The organism is Caballeronia sp. TF1N1, from assembly GCF_022878925.1.
Lineage (GTDB): Bacteria > Pseudomonadota > Gammaproteobacteria > Burkholderiales > Burkholderiaceae > Caballeronia.
Map to the genome: position 1 here is coordinate 619,708 of NZ_CP084626.1, position 18,168 is coordinate 637,875.

At 61.7% G+C, this 18,168-nt stretch carries 19 protein-coding genes; 11 read left to right on the top strand and 8 right to left on the bottom strand.

Annotated elements, in window-relative coordinates; translation table 11 throughout:
- Positions 1 to 76 precede the first annotated feature (76 nt).
- From LDZ28_RS02840 to nadC, 3 genes are all read left to right on the top strand, one after another.
- On the top strand, positions 77 to 1,273 hold the full coding sequence (locus tag LDZ28_RS02840) for an acyl-CoA desaturase (protein WP_244827223.1): 1,197 nt from the start codon (positions 77 to 79) through the stop codon (positions 1,271 to 1,273).
- Positions 1,274 to 1,451: 178 nt separating this feature from the next.
- The gene (gene nadA / locus LDZ28_RS02845; protein WP_244827224.1) at positions 1,452 to 2,579 is read left to right on the top strand and encodes a quinolinate synthase NadA; all 1,128 of its coding nucleotides are present in this window, start codon (positions 1,452 to 1,454) and stop codon (positions 2,577 to 2,579) included.
- A complete protein-coding gene (gene nadC, locus LDZ28_RS02850) occupies positions 2,576 to 3,457 on the top strand; it encodes a carboxylating nicotinate-nucleotide diphosphorylase (RefSeq protein WP_244827225.1) in 882 nt (293 codons plus the stop codon). Before nadA ends, nadC begins: the two co-directional genes overlap by 4 nt.
- 19 nt (positions 3,458 to 3,476) lie before the next feature.
- Here nadC and nadB read toward each other — a convergent pair whose 3' ends face one another.
- The 4 genes from nadB to radC all read right to left on the bottom strand — a co-directional run bounded on the left by nadB (position 3,477) and on the right by radC (position 6,695).
- Entirely contained in the window at positions 3,477 to 5,075 is a 1,599-nt protein-coding gene (nadB, locus tag LDZ28_RS02855; RefSeq protein WP_244827226.1) for an L-aspartate oxidase, read from the bottom strand.
- 191 nt (positions 5,076 to 5,266) lie between these two features.
- Positions 5,267 to 5,434, bottom strand: coding sequence for a 50S ribosomal protein L33 (rpmG, locus tag LDZ28_RS02860; protein WP_007180630.1), 168 nt, complete (start codon positions 5,432 to 5,434; stop codon positions 5,267 to 5,269).
- 11 nt (positions 5,435 to 5,445) lie between these two features.
- Positions 5,446 to 5,679 carry a 50S ribosomal protein L28 gene (gene rpmB, locus LDZ28_RS02865; RefSeq protein WP_008351171.1) on the bottom strand — a complete coding sequence of 78 codons (234 nt, stop codon included), beginning with the start codon at positions 5,677 to 5,679 and terminating at the stop codon, positions 5,446 to 5,448.
- A gap of 269 nt (positions 5,680 to 5,948) precedes the next feature.
- On the bottom strand, positions 5,949 to 6,695 hold the full coding sequence (gene radC / locus LDZ28_RS02870) for a DNA repair protein RadC (protein WP_244827227.1): 747 nt from the start codon (positions 6,693 to 6,695) through the stop codon (positions 5,949 to 5,951).
- A 194-nt stretch (positions 6,696 to 6,889) separates the two neighbouring features.
- Between radC and LDZ28_RS02875 the strand changes: the two genes are divergently transcribed.
- The 7 genes from LDZ28_RS02875 to LDZ28_RS02905 all read left to right on the top strand — a co-directional run bounded on the left by LDZ28_RS02875 (position 6,890) and on the right by LDZ28_RS02905 (position 13,875).
- Positions 6,890 to 7,345 (top strand): peptidylprolyl isomerase, encoded by a 456-nt coding sequence (locus tag LDZ28_RS02875; protein ID WP_244827228.1) that lies wholly within the window; start codon positions 6,890 to 6,892, stop codon positions 7,343 to 7,345.
- A 2-nt stretch (positions 7,346 to 7,347) separates the two neighbouring features.
- Positions 7,348 to 8,316: a 4-hydroxy-3-methylbut-2-enyl diphosphate reductase gene (gene ispH / locus LDZ28_RS02880; RefSeq protein WP_244827229.1), complete on the top strand. Its 969-nt coding sequence runs from the start codon at positions 7,348 to 7,350 to the stop codon at positions 8,314 to 8,316.
- Between the two features lie 416 nt (positions 8,317 to 8,732).
- A complete protein-coding gene (locus LDZ28_RS02885) occupies positions 8,733 to 9,962 on the top strand; it encodes a branched-chain amino acid ABC transporter substrate-binding protein (RefSeq protein ID WP_244827230.1) in 1,230 nt (409 codons plus the stop codon).
- Between the two features lie 254 nt (positions 9,963 to 10,216).
- Complete coding sequence (locus LDZ28_RS02890; RefSeq protein ID WP_244827231.1) at positions 10,217 to 11,167, top strand: branched-chain amino acid ABC transporter permease; 951 nt, start codon at positions 10,217 to 10,219, stop codon at positions 11,165 to 11,167.
- Between the two features lie 24 nt (positions 11,168 to 11,191).
- On the top strand, positions 11,192 to 12,361 hold the full coding sequence (locus LDZ28_RS02895) for an ABC transporter ATP-binding protein (protein WP_244827232.1): 1,170 nt from the start codon (positions 11,192 to 11,194) through the stop codon (positions 12,359 to 12,361).
- 15 nt (positions 12,362 to 12,376) lie between these two features.
- On the top strand, positions 12,377 to 13,153 hold the full coding sequence (locus tag LDZ28_RS02900; RefSeq protein ID WP_244827233.1) for an ABC transporter ATP-binding protein: 777 nt from the start codon (positions 12,377 to 12,379) through the stop codon (positions 13,151 to 13,153).
- Positions 13,154 to 13,170: 17 nt separating this feature from the next.
- On the top strand, positions 13,171 to 13,875 hold the full coding sequence (locus LDZ28_RS02905; RefSeq protein ID WP_370652081.1) for an ABC transporter ATP-binding protein: 705 nt from the start codon (positions 13,171 to 13,173) through the stop codon (positions 13,873 to 13,875).
- Positions 13,876 to 13,944: 69 nt separating this feature from the next.
- Here the strand turns inward: LDZ28_RS02905 and LDZ28_RS02910 are convergent, their stop codons facing one another.
- The 3 genes from LDZ28_RS02910 to LDZ28_RS02920 form a co-directional block, all read right to left on the bottom strand.
- Positions 13,945 to 14,367 carry a GNAT family acetyltransferase gene (locus tag LDZ28_RS02910; protein ID WP_244827235.1) on the bottom strand — a complete coding sequence of 141 codons (423 nt, stop codon included), beginning with the start codon at positions 14,365 to 14,367 and terminating at the stop codon, positions 13,945 to 13,947.
- Entirely contained in the window at positions 14,364 to 15,548 is a 1,185-nt protein-coding gene (locus LDZ28_RS02915; protein WP_244827236.1) for an acetylornithine transaminase, read from the bottom strand. The genes LDZ28_RS02910 and LDZ28_RS02915 overlap by 4 nt, the downstream gene beginning before the upstream one ends.
- Positions 15,549 to 15,855: 307 nt before the next feature.
- Positions 15,856 to 16,887: a CDP-6-deoxy-delta-3,4-glucoseen reductase gene (locus LDZ28_RS02920; protein WP_244827237.1), complete on the bottom strand. Its 1,032-nt coding sequence runs from the start codon at positions 16,885 to 16,887 to the stop codon at positions 15,856 to 15,858.
- 95 nt (positions 16,888 to 16,982) lie between these two features.
- Here LDZ28_RS02920 and LDZ28_RS02925 point away from each other — a divergent pair, with 95 nt between their 5' ends.
- Entirely contained in the window at positions 16,983 to 17,978 is a 996-nt protein-coding gene (locus tag LDZ28_RS02925) for an NAD-dependent epimerase/dehydratase family protein (protein WP_244827972.1), read from the top strand.
- On the opposite strand, the gene LDZ28_RS02930 is transcribed toward LDZ28_RS02925, so the two are convergent.
- Entirely contained in the window at positions 17,975 to 18,151 is a 177-nt protein-coding gene (locus tag LDZ28_RS02930; RefSeq protein WP_244827238.1) for a hypothetical protein, read from the bottom strand. The two genes, LDZ28_RS02925 and LDZ28_RS02930, sit on opposite strands and share 4 nt — an antisense overlap.
- Positions 18,152 to 18,168: the final 17 nt, after the last annotated feature.

Below are 18,168 nucleotides of genomic sequence, written 5' to 3' on the forward strand. Positions count from 1 at the left end.
TGTGCCCAACACGGTGTTCAGCGTCATTTGCACCGGCCATTTTTTCCGAATTTCACAGCTAGATAGGTAAATTGCCTTGCTGAATTCTTCTCTCGAATTTCTCGCCAACGGATTGCTCGACTTTTCTTGGTGGCAGATCATTTTGTTCACGCTCGCGATGACGCACGTTACCATCGCTGGCGTCACGATCTATCTGCATCGCTGCCAGGCGCATCGTGCGCTCGACCTGCATCCGATCGCGAGTCACTTTTTCCGTTTCTGGCTCTGGTCGACCACCGGCATGCTGACCGGCCAATGGGCGGCGATCCACCGCAAGCACCACGCGAAGTGCGAAACCGAAGAAGATCCGCACAGCCCGCAAACGCGCGGCATCTGGAAGGTGCTGCTCGAAGGCGCCGAGCTTTATCGCGTCGAAGCTAAAAACGAAGAGACCATGCGCAAGTTCAGTCACGGCACGCCGAACGACTGGCTCGAACGCAATCTCTACACGCGTTATCCGATCCTCGGCATCAGCATCATGATGGTTATCGACGTCGCGCTGTTCGGCATCGTCGGTCTGTCGGTCTGGGCCGTGCAGATGATCTGGATTCCGTTCTGGGCAGCCGGCGTGGTCAACGGTCTTGCGCACTGGTGGGGTTATCGCAACTTCAATTCGGCCGATGCCAGCACGAACATTTTCCCGCTCGGCATCCTGATCGGCGGGGAAGAGCTGCATAACAATCACCACACGTATGCCACGTCGGCGAAGCTGTCGAACAAATGGTACGAGTTCGATATCGGCTGGCTCTATATCCGCATGTTGTCGGCCGTGGGTCTCGCCAAGGTGAAGAAGGTCGCGCCCACACCGCGTCTGGCGGACAGCAAGTCGGTGCTCGACAACGACACGCTGCAAGCCGTGCTCGCGAACCGCTACGAAGTGATGGCGCGCTACGGCAAGGCGCTCAAGCGCGCATACGCACAGGAACTGTCGAAGCTGAAGGAAGCCGGTGCGCGCGAGAAATATCAGTTGATGCGCGGTGCGCGCAAGTGGGTCCATAAGGAAGAAGACGGTCTCGACGAGCCGCAGCGCAAGCAATTGCCGGAACTGTTCTCGGACAACCAGAAGCTGCGCACGTATATCGAAATGCGCAAGGACCTGTCGGCAATGTGGGACCGCTCCAATGCGTCGCGCGAGCAACTGCTGGTGCAATTGCAGGACTGGTGCCATCGTGCGGAAGAGAGCGGCATCAAGGCTTTGCAAGACTTCGCGATGCGCCTGCGACGCTACGCCTGATATCGCGATATCCGTTAAAATTTGATGACGTCACAAGACCCCGCTCTGGCGGGGTCTTTGTTTTTGGGCGGCGGATTTCGCGTTTTGTCGCGGCGCTGGGTTTGCAGCGTGGCCGGGCAGCGCATCGATACAAGTCAGCGCCGGCACGACACTCGCGCGGACACAGGAGACAGAAACAATGGAAGCGATCAGGAGCGTCGAATACGACCGGCCGCATGGCCTGACGTGCGGCGTAGGCGAGGCGTGGGCACGTGTTCCCAACGCGCCGTCCGCCGAAGAGAAGCGCGAAATGAAGGCGCGAATCCGTGCGCTGTTGCATCGGGAAGAGGCGGTTTTGGTGGCGCACTATTACGTGGACTCCGAGCTCCAGGAACTCGCCGATGAAACGGGCGGTTGCGTCGCCGATTCGCTCGAAATGGCCCGTTTCGGCCGCGATCACGCCGCGAAGACACTGGTCGTCGCGGGCGTGCGTTTCATGGGCGAGACATCGAAGATCCTGAGCCCCGGCAAACGCGTGTTGATGCCCGATCTGGACGCCACCTGCTCGCTCGACCTCGGCTGTCCGCCGGACGAATTCTCCGCTTTCTGCGATGCTCACCCGGACCGCACGGTCGTCGTGTATGCGAACACGAGCGCCGCCGTGAAGGCGCGCGCGGACTGGATGGTCACCTCATCGATCGGACTGGAAATCGTCGCGGATCTGCACGCGCGCGGCGAGAAGATTTTGTGGGCGCCGGACCGGCATCTCGGCAACTACATCCAGAAGAAGACCGGCGCGGACATGCTCTCGTGGCAGGGTTCGTGTCTCGTGCACGACGAGTTCAAAGGCATCGAGCTGGAGCTCTTGCGCGCCGAATATCCGGACGCGAAGGTTCTCGTTCACCCGGAATCGCCGGAAGGCGTCGTGCAACTGGCGGACGTCGTCGGTTCGACCACGCAGCTGATCGATGCCGCCGTCAAGCTCGACGCAAAGCGCTTTATCGTCGCGACCGATCTCGGCATCCTGCACAAGATGCGGCTCGCGGCGCCCGGCAAAACCTTCATCGAAGCGCCGACCGCCGGCAATAGCGCCACGTGCAAGAGCTGCGCGCATTGTCCGTGGATGGCGATGAACGGCCTCGCCAATCTCGCCGATGTGCTCGAGCGCGGCCACAACGAGATTCACGTCGATGCGGCTATTGCCGGGCGCGCGCGCGTGCCGATCGACCGCATGCTCGACTTCGCCGCGCGTCACAAGAAGCCTGTGCAGGCGAGCGGCGATCTCGCGAAGGATCAAACGTTGTTCTCGAACGTGGGGCCCGCATGACGAACCATTCGCCTTTATTTGCGGAGATCCGCGCGCAGTACGGCGAAGCGTTCGATGCCGCGCTCGCCCGCAATGTCGCCGATGCGCTCGCCGAGGACATCGGCAGCGGCGATCATACGGGGCGTCTCGTGCCAGCAGACACACGTCGCACGGCGCGCATCATCGTGCGGGAAGAGGCGGTGCTGTGCGGCGCGCCGTGGTTCGACGAGGTGATGCGTCGCGTCGATCCGAGCATCGAAGTCGAATGGCGGTATCGCGAAGGCGAGCGCATGACGGCGAATACGCCGGTCGTCTTGCTGCGCGGCCAGGCGCGTTCGCTTCTGACCGCCGAGCGCAACGGCCTCAATTTCCTGCAATTGCTGTCGGGCGTGGCAACGGCGACGCGCCGTTATGTCGATGCCATCGAAGGCACGCGGGCGCGCATCCTCGACACGCGCAAGACGCTGCCCGGCTTGCGGCTCGCGCAGAAGTACGCGGTGCGCGTGGGTGGCGGCGCCAATCAGCGGCTCGCGCTCTATGACGGCATTCTGATCAAGGAAAATCACATCGCGGCGGCGGGCGGCGTTGGCGCTGCAATGGACGCCGCGCTCGCGCTCGACGCAGGCGTGCCCGTTCAGATCGAAGTGGAAACGCTGGCGCAGCTTGAAACCGCGTTGGCGCATCGCGCGGAATCTGTGTTGCTCGACAACTTCACGCTCGACGCCATGCGCGAAGCCGTGCGCGTGACGGCGGGAAGGGCGCTGCTCGAAGTCTCGGGCGGCGTGAATTTCGAGACCGTGCGGGCGATTGCGGAGACGGGCGTGGACCGCGTCTCTATCGGCGCATTGACGAAGGACGTGCGGGCAACGGATTTTTCAATGCGCTTGATCGAAGAGTAAGCTTGCTGCGCGTCGACATCTAAACCGCGCGCCGCCTCGCCGCCGGCGGCATCAACACTGTCGGAAGCGCTTTCGGCAAAGTCGCCGGCCAGTCGCGACTGAAGTGCAGCCCGCGGCTCTCGCGTCGCGAGCACGCGCTTTCAACGATCAGCGACGCCACATCCACGAGATTGCGCAGTTCCAGCAAATCGCGGCTGACCTTGAAGTTCGCGTAGTACTCGTGGATTTCGTCGCGCAAAAGCGCAAGCCGGTGCTGCGCGCGCGCCAGCCGCTTGTCCGTGCGCACGATGCCCACGTAATTCCACATCAGCCGCCGTAACTCGTCCCAGTTGTGCGCGACGACGACTTCTTCGTCCGGATCGGAAACGCGGCTTTCGTCCCAGTCGGGCAGCGGCGCATGGCAGCCCGCTGAATAACCTTCCGTCTCGATCGCCTCGGCCGTCGCGCGCCCGACCACCAGACATTCGAGCAGCGAGTTGCTGGCGAGCCGGTTCGCGCCATGCAGACCTGTGTACGACGTCTCGCCGACCGCATAAAGTCCCGCGCGATCCGTGCGGCCCGCGAGGTCCGTCACGACGCCGCCGCAGGTGTAATGCGCGGCGGGCACGACGGGAATCGGCTCCTTCGCGATATCGATGCCGAATTCGCGGCAACGCGCGAGGATCGTCGGAAAATGTTCTTCGAGAAACGCGCGCGGCTGATGGCTGATGTCGAGATAGACGCAATCGATGCCGCGCTTCTTGATTTCGAAGTCGATCGCGCGCGCGACGATGTCGCGTGGTGCGAGTTCGGCGCGTTCGTCGTGCGCGGGCATGAAGCGCGTGCCGTCGGGCAGACGCAGTACGCCGCCTTCGCCGCGCACGGCCTCGGAGATCAGGAACGACTTGGCGTATGGATGGAACAGGCAAGTCGGATGAAACTGGATGAACTCCATGTTGGCGACGCGGCAGCCCGCGCGCCACGCCATCGCGATGCCGTCGCCGGTGGCCGTGTCGGGATTCGTCGTGTAGAGATAAACCTTGCCCGCGCCGCCTGTGGCGAGCACGGTGTGCGGCGCTTGAATCGTCACGGTTCGTCCGCTCGCGAGATCCAGCGCGTAGAGACCATGACAGCGGTGCCCCGGCAAGCCGAGCCGGTCGGACGTGATCAGATCTATCGCGGTATGGTCTTCGAGAACCGTGATGTTCGGATGATTGCGCACGCGCTCGTTGAGCGTCGTGACGACTGCGTGGCCGGTGGCATCCGCGGCATGAATGATCCGCCGATGGCTATGGCCGCCTTCGCGCGTCAGATGGAAGCCGAGTTCCGCGGAGACATCGCGCGTGAAGGGCACGCCTTCCTCGATCAGCCATTCGATTGCCGCGCGCCCGTTTTCGACGATGAAACGCGTCGCCGCTTCGTCGCAAAGTCCGGCGCCCGCGACGAGCGTATCGCGCACGTGATTGTCGATGCTGTCCGCCGAATCCAGCACGGCCGCGATGCCGCCTTGCGCCCAGTCGCTCGCGCCGACACTCACCGCACGCTTGGCGATGATCGCGACGCGCCGCGTTTCGGCCAGGTTCAACGCCACGCTCAAGCCTGCGAGCCCGCTTCCCACGATCGCTACATCGAAATTCATGCTGCTCGATCTCCGTCTATGTGCTTTTTATGACTGCAAGCCGGCAAGCATAACGCGCTCGCCACCCAACCGGCACGGATAACCCGCGCGCGAACGTGTGAAAGCGAAAGAAGAAAAATCGCGCGCACAAACAAAAAGCCCCGCGTGTGCGGGGCTTTTCGTGTCTTTGTCAGGCTCTCAATATCAAGCGCTTACTTGATCTTGGTTTCCTTGTACTCAACGTGCTTGCGGACGACGGGATCGAACTTCTTGATCAGCATCTTTTCCGGCATGTTGCGTTTGTTCTTGGTCGTCGTGTAGAAGTGACCCGTACCTGCGGTCGATTCCAGCTTGATCTTGTCGCGTGCGCCCTTGGCCATGTGCGTGCTCCTTAGATTTCACCGCGTGCGCGCAGGTCTGCGAGCACGGCGTCAATACCGTTCTTGTCGATCAGGCGCAGGCCGGCGTTCGAGACGCGCAGACGCACCCAGCGGTTTTCGCTTTCAACGAAGAAACGGCGGTTCTGCAGGTTCGGCAGGAAACGGCGCTTGGTCTTGTTGTTTGCGTGGGAAACGTTGTTGCCCGACATCGGGCCTTTCCCAGTTACTTGGCATACGCGTGCCATGAGGACACTCCTAAAACACGTTGAGTCCGGAAGTCAAACGCTCGATTTTGGGGGAATCCCGCAATCGATACCTCAAATTCGCCCGATTGCCTTGAACGGGGAGTTGGCAGCACGGTTATGCCAATGAGGACGACGTAAGCCCGAAACAGGTGGGTTGAGAAAACGAATCGTGGATTCTAGCAGGAAAAACGTAGCAATATCAAGCCCGTTCGTCCTTATCTTAGTCAGCCTCGGCTGCTTCGGGTCAAATCTAAAGCCAGCCCTCACGCCTAAAGCCAGCCCTCACGCGCGAAAGAAAAAATTTCATTGCCCGCGACCACCATGTGATCGAGCAATTTCACGTCGATGAGATTCAGCGCGTCTTGCAGCGTGCGGGTGAGCTTCTTGTCGTTCGCGCTAGGCTCCACGCCGCCAGACGGATGATTATGCGCCACGATCAGCCCCGCCGCGTTCAGATGCAAGGCACGCTTCACGATCTCGCGCGGATACACCGCCACCCGCGTGAGCGAGCCGCTCGCTTCCACGTGCGCATCGATCAGTTGATGCCGCGCATCGAGATAGATGCACAGGAAAAGTTCGTTGGGCTGAGTGCCGATTCTCAGGCGCAGAAAGTCTTCCACCGCGCCCGGCGAGTTCAGCAGCATGCGTTCGCGCGCCTTCTCGATGAGCGCCCGTCGACACAGTTCCGACACGGCCAAAAGCGTGGCCGCGCGCGCCTCGCCGACGCCGCGCTCTTCCTGGAGCTGAAGCGCGGACGCGTCGAGCACGCCGCGAATCGAGCCAAAGCGCCGCAGCAGCGCACGCGCCACATCGACTGCCGTTTTGCCCGGCAATCCTGTGCGCAAAAATACGGCGAGCAACGCGGCGTCGCTCAACGAGTCGCCGCCGGACTGCAACAGACGCTCGCGCGGCTTGTCCGTCTTGTCCCACTGGGAAATTGGCAGAACGGAAACGGGCTTCGGCAGCGCGGGGCCGGCTTCCATTTCACGCATCAGAATCTCAAAATTGGCGGACATTCCTTCCCCTGAGGCCATCTTAAGGCTGTATTTTTGCGAGATACACCGCACCTACGCCGCTCGAGCGAAGCGCGGCGCTTCCCAACTCTGTCTTACAATAGCGGTTTCGGCGCGCGCTCCGCCCCGCCACGCGGCCCGAAGTATCGCGCCAGGCGCACGTCCCGCTTCCGACTGAACCGTCACAGCCAATACTCATGAGCATCATCGATATCTCCGAGGTGAAACCCGGTTCGCATGTCACGCTTCATTACCGGCTCGCACTGGCCGATGGCGCCGACATCGTCAACACGTTCACCGACAAGCCCGCGACCCTCCTGCTCGGCGCAGGCCAACTCGCGCCGCCACTGGAAGAGATTCTGCTGGGAATGAAGGTCGGCCACCATTCGACCTTTCAGCTAACGCCGGAGCAAGCGTTCGGGCCGCGCAATCCGGAGCTCGTGCAGCGCGTGTCGCTCGCGACGCTGCGCGAAAACAGCATGATCGGTGAGGATTTTTCTCCCGGCGATCTCGTCGAATTCAACGCGCCCAACGGTGGGCGCTACGCGGGCGTGCTCAAGGAAGTGGGCGAGACGTCGGCGCTTTTCGACTTCAATCACCCGCTCGCCGGCCAGTCGCTGGCCTTCGAAGTGAAAATCATCGGAATTCTGTAGCCATGAGCCTGACTGAAAGCCTCAACGAGATCGATACCGACGTCGAGATCCTGCTCGCGCAGCCGCGCGGGTTTTGCGCCGGCGTGGATCGCGCGATCGAGATCGTCGAGCGGGCCATTAAGCTGTTCGGCGCGCCCATCTACGTGCGGCATGAAATCGTCCACAACGCCTACGTGGTGTCGGACCTGCGCAAGAAGGGCGCCATTTTTATCGAGGAACTGGACGACGTGCCCGAAGGCGCCACGCTTATTTTCAGCGCGCACGGCGTGTCGAAAGCGGTGCGCGGCGAAGCCGAAGCGCGCGGTTTGCGCGTGTTCGACGCCACGTGTCCGCTCGTGACCAAGGTGCACATGGAAGTCGCGAAAATGCGCCAGGAAGGCTTCGACATCGTGATGATCGGCCACAAGGGCCATCCGGAAGTCGAAGGCACGATGGGCCAGTCGGGCGAGGGCATGCATCTCGTCGAAGATATCGAAGACGTCCTGAAGCTCGATCTGCCCAATCCTGACCGCATTGCCTATGTCACGCAGACAACCCTGTCCGTCGACGACGCCTTCGCCATTATCGACGCGTTGAAGACCAAGTATCCGGCCATCAAGGAGCCGAAGAAGCAGGACATCTGCTACGCGACGCAGAACCGTCAGGACGCGGTTAAGTTTCTCGCGCCGCAATGCGACGTGGTGATCGTCGTGGGCAGCCCGAACAGTTCGAATTCGAGCCGTCTGCGCGAAGTGGCCGAGAAGCGCGGCATCCCGGCCTATATGGTCGATTCGCCGACGCAGATCGATCCGCGCTGGGTGGAAGGCAAGAAGCGTATCGGCGTGACGGCGGGCGCATCGGCGCCGGAAGTGCTCGCGCAGGCGGTAATCGCCCGTTTGCGTGAGCTCGGTGTGCGCAATGTGCGTTCGCTCGAGGGAATCGAGGAAACCATCGCGTTTCCGCTGCCGCGCGGGCTGACCTTGCCGCAATGAGTTAGATAGTTCTTTCGAAAAAGCGCCTACGGGCGCTTTTTTTCGTTTCGCGTGGACGCTTTTGCTCAAGAACGGAACTACTTGGGCCGACATAAGACCCAAGCGGCAAGCACTATTTTGGGGTGACTTTTGTTCGGTGAGAATTTAAGGGTTTCCCCTCGCTGCAAAGGCACAAACGTCAACGCTTCGACGCGCCGAATAAACCCGTTCCCGTTATGGTGCAACTGCTGCACAAAAACGAATCGCAACCCGGTTGCGACTTGCGCGGAAAATCGTCAAAAAAAACGGGTTGCAATGCTGGAAAACCCCGCCACACAAGAATATTGCTCGTCTCATATTTAGCGTTACAATGCGCCCGTCTTGGGCTCGGAGGGGTCTCTCGGCAACGGTTTTGAAAGGCGCAGGAGACCTATTTGATGCGATTCAAGTTTGCTTACGCCGTGTCCATCGCGGCTGCGGTTGCAATGGCAACCGCATGCGGCAAGAAGGGCGAGGGCGAAGCGAGCGCACCGGCATCGGCGGCGAGCGCGGTGTCCGCACCTGCCGCAGCGTCGGCCGCGGCAGCCCCCGCCGCGAGCGAAGCAATGGTCGTCAAAATTGGTCACGCCGCGCCGCTTACCGGATTGCAGGCACATCTCGGCCGGGACAATGAAAACGGCGCGCGACTCGCACTCGAAGAGATCAGCGCGCAGGGTTTGACAATCGACGGGCGCTCCATTCGCCTCGAACTCGACAGCCAGGACGATGCAGCCGATCCGCGCGTGGGCACCGAAGCCGCGCAGCGTCTCGTCGACGACCATGTGGTCGCGGTGATCGGCCACATGAACTCCGGCGTGTCGATTCCGGCTTCGAAGATTTACAGCGATGCGGGCATCGCGCAAATTTCGCCGTCGACGACCAATCCCGAATACACGAAGCAAGGCTACAAGACGACGTTTCGCGTCGTGGCGACCGACGCGCTGCAAGGCCCCGTGCTCGCCAATTACGCGATCAAGACGCTGCACGCGAAGAGAATCGTGGTGGTCGACGACGCCAGCGCCTACGGCCGCGGCCTTGCCGATGAATTCTCGAAGACGGCGCAGGCCGGCGGCGCGAAGCTCGCCGCCCGGGAAGCCACGAGCGAAAAGGCGCGCAACTTCAAGGCGATCCTCACGAAGATCAAACGCATCCAGCCGGATGTCGTGATGTACGGCGGCATGGACGTAACGGGCGGGCCATTCGCGAAGGAAGCGGCGGCGCTCGGCATCAAGGCGAAGATTCTGGCGGGCGACGGAGTCTGCACCGGCAAGCTCGTGGAACTTGCGGGCGACGCCGTACAGAACATCGTCTGCTCGGAAGCGGGGCTCGCGCTTTCGAAGATGGATAAGGGCGCCGACTTCGCGCAGAAGTACGAAGCGCGCTTTCATGCGCCGGTCCAGATTTATGCGCCGTTCACGTACGACGCGATGTACGTGATCGTCGATGCCATGAAGCGCGCCAATTCAATCGAAGCGCCCAAGGTGCTCGCGGCGATCGCCACGACGGACTTTAACGGTCTGACCGGGCATATCGCATTCGACGACAAAGGCGACCTCAAGGCGGGCGCCATCACGCTCTACGAGTTCAAGGACAAAAGGAAGGACGTGCTGGACGTAGTCAAGCAGTAAGCGAGATGTGTGAAAGCGGCGTCGCGCGTTGAGCGCCGTTCTCATGGCTTCGTGGCAGTGGATGGGAGTAAGACTTCCGTGAAAACCGTTCGGAGACGTTTGCAGCCAGATCCGGCAGCAGGCGGGACCCGGGCGATTAACCTTACCGGTTTTTTTAATCAGTACGCGCAGTGCTGCTCCAGATTTCGCTTCACATCGGTTTATCGGCCGGTGATAAAGACGTAATCCGGTCGCACGGGGCTAAGGAGCGTTATATGGATATTTTCATCCAGCAGGTCCTCAACGGTCTGGTGCTTGGCAGCATTTACGCCATCATCGCACTGGGCTATACGATGGTGTACGGGATTCTCGGCATCATCAACTTCGCGCACGGCGACGTGCTGATGGTGGGTGCCATGGTCGCGCTGTCGGCCATCGGCGTGATGCAGAATCACGCGCCGGGCATTCCCGGGCCGATCATGCTGACCATCGCGCTTGTGATTGCCGCCGTGGTCTGCGCGGTGGTGGGCTACACGATCGAAAAGGTCGCGTACCGTCCGCTTCGTAAAGCGCCGCGTCTCGCGCCGCTGATCACCGCGATCGGCGTGTCCATTCTCTTGCAGACGCTCGCGATGATGATCTGGGGCCGCAATCCCCTCGCGTTCCCGCAGTTGCTGCCGACCGATCCGATCAACGTCATCGCCGCCGACGAAACCCGTCCGGGCGCGGTGATCTCGATGACCGAAATCGTCATCATCGTGGTCGCGTTCCTCGTGATGGGCGGCTTGCTCCTTCTCGTGCACAAGACCAAGCTCGGCCGCGCCATGCGCGCAATCGCCGAGAACCCAGGCGTTGCATCGCTGATGGGCGTGAACCCGAACTTCGTGATTTCCGCGACCTTCATGATCGGCTCGGCGCTTGCCGCACTCGCCGGCGTGATGATCGCCTCCGAATACGGCAATGCGCACTTCTACATGGGCTTCATCCCCGGTCTCAAGGCGTTCACGGCGGCGGTGCTGGGCGGCATCGGCAACCTGGGCGGCGCGATGGTCGGGGGCGTGTTGCTGGGTCTCATCGAACAGTTGGGCGCCGGTTATATCGGCAACCTGACAGGCGGCGTCTTCGGCAGTAACTATCAAGACGTGTTCGCCTTCATCGTGCTGATCATCGTGCTCGTGTTCCGTCCGTCGGGTCTGCTCGGCGAACGTGTCGCGGATCGCGCTTAACCCTCGCGTGAGGAGCTAAAAAATATGACTTCGATTCAACCGATTGAGCCGTCCACGACGCTCATTCCCGAGAAAAACGCGACCCGCAAGCTGGTGGTCGGCGTCATCACCACGGTGCTCGTGATCGCGGCGCCGATGATCATCGGCGCGGCAGGCGGCAACTACTGGGTGCGCGTGCTCGACTTCGCGATGCTCTACGTGATGCTCGCGCTGGGCCTGAACGTAGTGGTCGGTTTCGCCGGCCTGCTCGATTTGGGCTACATCGCGTTCTACGCGGTCGGCGCTTACGTCGCAGCGCTGCTGTCGTCGCCGCAACTGACCTCGCAGTTCGAGTGGATCGCGCATCTCGCGCCGGGCGGTCTGCACGTGCCGTTCCTCATCATCGCGCCGTGCGCGATGGCGCTGGCCGCGACCTTCGGTGTGCTGCTCGGTGCGCCGACGCTTCGTCTGCGCGGCGACTACCTCGCCATCGTGACCTTGGGCTTCGGCGAGATCATCCGGATCTTCATGAACAACCTCGATCGTCCGATCAACATCACGAACGGTCCGAAGGGCATCACCGGTATCGATCCGGTGACCGTCGCGGGCTTCAACCTCTCGCAGACGCACACGTTCTTCGGCATGAAGTTTCCGTCCGTGTACATGTATTACTACCTCTTCGTGCTCGGCGCGTTGCTGGTGATCTGGGTGTGCACGCGCTTGCAGCACTCGCGTATCGGCCGGGCGTGGGCCGCTATCCGCGAAGACGAAATCGCCGCCAAGGCAATGGGCATCAACACGCGTAACGTAAAGCTGCTGGCCTTCGCGATGGGCGCGTCCTTCGGCGGTCTGTCGGGCTCGATGTTCGGCGCGTTCCAGGGCTTCGTGTCGCCGGAATCGTTCACGTTCTGGGAATCGATCGTCGTGCTGGCGTGCGTGGTGCTCGGCGGCATGGGCCATATCCCGGGCGTGATTCTCGGCGCGGTGCTGCTTGCCGTGTTCCCCGAATTCCTGCGCTCGACCATGGGTCCGCTGCAGAACGCGATCTTCGGTCATCAGATCGTCGATACCGAAGTCATCCGCCAGTTGCTCTACGGTCTCGCGATGGTGCTGATCATGCTGTATCGCTCGGAAGGCCTGTGGCCGGCCCCGAAACACGAAGACAAGATCGCGAAGATCGCGAAGCGCGGCAGCAAGAAGCCAGTGCGCGCCTAAACGGGGAACTCAAAGATGAGCGAAAAGCAAACGCGACTGTCCGTGAAGGGCGTCAACAAGCGCTTCGGCGGGCTGCAGGCTTTGTCGGATGTCGGCCTCGAAATCAAGGCGGGCGAAATCTACGGTCTGATCGGTCCGAACGGCGCGGGCAAGACCACGTTCTTCAACGTGATCACGGGCCTTTACACGCCGGATTCGGGCGTGTTCAAGCTCGATGGCGAAGCCTATACGCCGACGGCGGTGTATCAGGTGGCGAAGGCGGGCATTGCGCGCACGTTCCAGAACATCCGGCTCTTCGGCGGCATGACCGCGCTCGAAAACGTGATGGTCGGACGCCATGTGCGCACGAAGCACGGTCTCATCGGCGCGGTGTTTCAGACGCCGTCCGAGCGGCGCGAAGAGCGCGAGATCAAGGAGCGCGCGCTCGAGCTGCTCGAATACGTGGGCGTGCTGCAATACGCCGATTACACGTCGCGCAATCTGTCGTACGGCCACCAGCGGCGTTTGGAAATCGCGCGCGCACTGGCGACCGATCCGAAGCTGCTCGCCCTCGACGAACCGGCCGCCGGCATGAACGCGACGGAGAAAGTGGAGCTTACGCGTCTGCTCGACAAGATCCGTAGCGACGGCAAGACGATTCTGTTGATCGAACACGACGTGAAACTCGTGATGGGATTGTGCAACCGCATGACGGTGCTCGATTACGGCAAGGTGATCGCCGAGGGTCTGCCGCAGGACGTGCAGAAGGACCCGAAGGTGATCGAGGCATATCTGGGTGCGGGGGTGCATTAATGGCGACGCCAAGCGCAATGTTGAAGGTCAAGGGTTTGCAGGTGAACTACGGCGGCATCCAGGCGGTGAAGGGTGTCGATCTGGAAGTCGGACAGGGCGAACTCGTCACGCTGATCGGCGCGAACGGCGCCGGCAAGACCACGACGATGAAGGCCATCACCGGTCTCAAGCCGTATTCGGGCGGCGACATCGAATACATGGGTCAGTCGATCCGTGGCGTGCCGACGCACGAGTTGCTCAAGCGCGGTCTTGCCATGGTGCCGGAAGGCCGCGGCATCTTCGCGCGCATGTCGATCCTGGAAAACATGCAGATGGGCGCCTATCTGCGCAACGACGCCGACCAGATTCAGAAGGACACCGACCGCATGTTCGGCTTCTTCCCGCGTCTGAAGGAGCGCGCATCGCAATATGCGGGAACGCTGTCGGGCGGCGAACAGCAGATGCTCGCCATGGCGCGCGCGTTGTTGTCGCGTCCGAAACTGCTTCTGCTCGATGAGCCGTCGATGGGTCTTTCACCCATCATGGTCGAGAAGATTTTCGAGGTGGTGCGGGAGATTTCGTCGGAAGGGCTGACGGTGTTGCTCGTCGAACAGAACGCGCGTTTGGCGTTGCAGGCGGCGAATCGCGGCTACGTGATGGACTCGGGCGTGGTCACCATGTCCGGCGACGCCAAGATCATGCTCGACGATCCGAAGGTGCGTGCCGCGTATCTCGGCGAGTAAATAGTGCTTGAGTCGTTCGAAAGCCCTTCCACGGAAGGGCTTTTTTTATAGCCGCGTTTATAGAGACGTTTATAGCCGCTTGCCGAGGCTCACGACTTCATCCATCCGATACCCGAGCTTTTCATAGAAGCCGCGTAGTTCGGTCTTGACCGCGAGTATCTGCAGATTCACTTTCGGGCATCCGCGTGCCGCGAGCGCTTCTTCGGCATGGCGCATGAGCGTTGCGCCATAGCCGCGCCGGCGTAACGCGGGCGCCACGGCCAGCGAATAAACCCAGCCGCGATGACCGTCGTAGCCGGACATCACCGTGCCGACCACGCGGTCCTCGACCGTTCCGACGAAGAACAACTCCGGCTGCGTGCTCATCTTGTTGGCGATCGACAATGCCGGATCGCGCTGCGGCCGCGATGCATCCGCGTATTCGGGGAAGACATCGCGCCACAGGGCGATCACGGCTTCGCGATCGCTTGCATCGAACGTACGGATGATCACAGCGCATCCAGCACGGTGCGCAGCATTTTCAGCATTTGGTCGATCTCGTCCTTCGTCACGTTCAGCGCGGGCATGAAGCGCAATAGATTCGGACGCGCGGCGTTGAGCAGCAGGCCGTCGGGTTGCAACAGACGCGCCTTTTCGACGATCTGCGGACCCTTGTCGCTATCGAGCAGAAGCGCGCGCAACAAACCTTCGCCGCGCTCGCCCCTGAAGCCGCGCTCGGCGGACAGCTTCAACAACTCGGACTTCAGATATTCGCCACGCTCGCGCACGCCTTCGAGAAAGCCGGGCGCGACGAGTTGCGAGATCACCGAGTAACCCACTGCCGTCATCAACGGATTGCCGTTGTAGGTGCCGCCCTGATCGCCCGGTTCGAAACATTCGATTGCCGCCGTCGAAAGGAGCGCTGCCAGCGGCACGCCACCGCCAATACCCTTGCCGAGCGTCATGATGTCCGGCTCGATGCCCGACAGTTCGTAGGCGAAGAGCGTTCCCGCGCGGCCGCATCCGCTTTGCACTTCATCGACGATCAAGAGCAGGTTGTGTTGCTTCGTCAGATCGCGCAATTGCTGCATGAATTCGCGCGTGGCCGGAATCACGCCACCTTCGCCCTGAATCGGTTCGAGCATCACGGCGACGGTCTTTTCCGTGATGAGCTTTTCCACCGATGCGATGTCGTTCAGATCGGCCTTCGGAAAGCCCGGCACTTGCGGTGCGTAGATGGTGTCCCAGCCCGGCTTGCCGCTTGCCGACATGGTCGCGAGCGTGCGGCCATGGAAACTGTGGTCGAACGTGATGATTTCATACGCGCCGTTTTTGAACTTGCGTCCCCACTTGCGCGCGAGCTTGATCGCGCCTTCGTTGGCTTCCGCGCCGCTGTTGGCGAAGAACACCTTGTCGAAGCAACTGTTGGCGGTGAGCAGACCCGCGAGCTGCGCCATAGGCGCGTTGTAGAACGCGGGCGACGGGTTGATGAGCGTGCGCGCCTGCTTTTCCAGTGCTTCGATCATGCCTTCGTTGCAATGGCCGAGCGAATTGACAGCCCAGCCCTGAATGAAGTCGAGATATCGCTTGCCGGTGTTGTCGTAAATCCAGGAGCCTTTGCCGTGCGTGAACACGATCTCGGGGCGGTTCGTGATGTACATCAGCGAATCGACGGGGTACTCATTGAAATTCATGACAGCAGGCTCCACGAAAGCAGTGACGAAGGAAAGGAAGCGAGAAGAACGGCGAGCCGAAAAAAACAAAAGCCACGGATATCCGTGGCTTCATTTCTTGCGCGTTGAACAAACCGAACCTTTGCGCGCAAATGCGTGACGAGCCAGCGGCATCCCTAGGGAAGCGGCGAGCAGCGACGTCGAAGTGCGCGAAGGTGAATCAGGATCGAGTTCATTCGCGAAGGATACGTTATCAAGTTCCCGCCTGTAAACCGTGCGCGCGAATTTTTATCCGCGCGCAGGTTCGCAGGCTGGCACCTTTGGCGATTCAGACCGGATGCGCGAGATCCGCCGCGCTCGTGAACGAGTCCGCGTAGAACTCGTCTTCCGGCAAGCGATGATGCAACGTGAAGTCGCGCTGCGCCGATTCCACCATCACCGGCGCGCCGCACGCGTACACCTGATGAGCGCTCAAGTCTGGCAGATCTTCGATGACAGCACGATGAACGAACCCCGTGCGGCCGGTCCATGCGTCGTCGGCGTCGGGTTCGGAGAGCACCGGCACGAACTTGAAGTTCGGCACTTCGCGCGCCCATTGCTCGGCAAGCGCCATCATGTAGAGGTCTTTCTTGCGACGGCCGCCCCAGTAGAGTGTCATCGGGCGATTGAGGTTCTTGAACACCGCATGCTCGATGATCGCCTTGATCGGCGCGAAGCCCGTGCCCGACGCGAGCAGCACGATGGGCTTGTCGGATTCGTCGCGCAGAAAGAACGTGCCGAGCGGACCTTCGAAGCGCAGGATGTCGCGTTCCTTCATCGCGCCGAAGACGTGGTCCGTGAACGTGCCGCCGGGCATGTGACGCACGTGCAGTTCGAGCGGGCCTTCGTGATGCGGCGGACTCGCCATCGAATAGCTGCGACGTTTGCCGTCCTTCAGAATGAATTCGATGTACTGCCCCGCGAGATATTGCAGACGTTCGTTGGCGGGCAGTTGCAGTTTCAGTTCGATGACGTCGTCGGCCTTGCGTTCGAGCGCGTTCACGCGGCAGGGCAGCTTCTTCACCTGCACGTCGCCGACACCCGCGACTTCGCGCACGTCGATGGTGAGATCGGTCTGCGCGGTCGCGCAGCAGAAGAGCGCCATGCCGCGCGTTTTTTCGTCGTTCGAGAGGGCGGACGAAGAATGCGGCGCCTGCTCGATTTCGCCCTGGACCACGGACCCCTTGCAGGAGCCGCACGCGCCGTTCTTGCACCCGTAAGGCAGACCGATACCCTGGCGCAAAGCGGCCGTCAGGACCGGTTCATCGGGTTCCACCTGAAACTGCCGGCCGCTTTGCCGGAGCGTTACATTGAAAGCCATAGATCGAATTCTTGCTGTCTCGTGAAGGAGTGTTCCGTGCGATGCCGCGAGTCATGGAGCCGTCGACAATGACTGCCGCGGATACAATGCTCGGCATGATCGCCACTCGAACTTTGCGCCGCTCGCGCGTGCTTGTCGTCGGATGCGGCGATGTCGGCATGCGCGCGTTGCCGCTTCTGCAAAACCGCGCCGCCGCGCCGCGCGTGATCGCGCTTACGCATCATCCTGAACGCGCGGGCGAGTTGCGTGCCGCGGGCGCGCTGCCCATTGGCGGCGACCTCGACGCGCGCCGGTCGCTGCGGCGCCTGGCCGGTATTGCGAAGACGGTCTTGCATCTCGCGCCGCCGCAACGCGATGGCGCCGCCGATACCCGCACGCGTGCGCTCATCGCCGCGTTGCGCGCACCGCGCCGCTCCGTCGCGCGTGGCCCGATGCAACCGGGTTCGCGCATTGTCCGAAGGTCGTTCATTGTACCCGACGCCTCTTTCGCGACGGGCACGCGCTTCGTGTACGCGAGCACGACGGGCGTCTACGGCGATTGCGCCGGCGCGCATATCGATGAAACGCGGCGCGCGCGTCCGGAGAACGAGCGCGCCCGGCGCCGCGTATCGGCGGAACGGCAACTGCGGCATGCAGGCGCGACGAGCGGCTGGCACGTGTCGATCGTGCGGATTCCGGGAATTTATGCGGCGAATCGTTTGCCCGTGGCGCGCATCGAGAAGCGCATGCCGGCGCTTCTGGCGAGCGAGGACGTCTACACGAATCACATTCACGCCGACGATCTCGCGGCCATCCTCGTGCGCGCGCTCGAACGCATGCGGCCGCAAAGAGTCATCAACGCATCCGACGATACGGACCTGCGCATGGCCGACTATTTCGATCTCGTCGCCGATGCCTACGGACTGCCGCGCGTGCCGCGCATCTCGCGCGAGGAAGCCGCGACGCAGCTCGAACCGGTTACGCTTTCGTTCATGCGCGAATCGCGACGACTCGCCAACGCGCGCCTGAAGCGCGAGCTCGGTTACGCGCTGCGTTATCCGACCGTTTCCGACTTCCTGCGCGCGACGGCAAGCGAGCGCGCGGCCCGCTAAATGAGCGCGGGCAAGGTTTCGAGCAGGATGAAGCACATCAGCGCGCCGATCAACGCGCCGATCAGATTCGGCGAATACTTGTGCCGCATGTGCATGGCGACGGCCAATGCCCCGATAAGAACAACGCTCAGTGCGGCGAACGCGATCAGCGCAACGGTGGTGTGGGCGAACATGATGCCCTCCTGCTTTT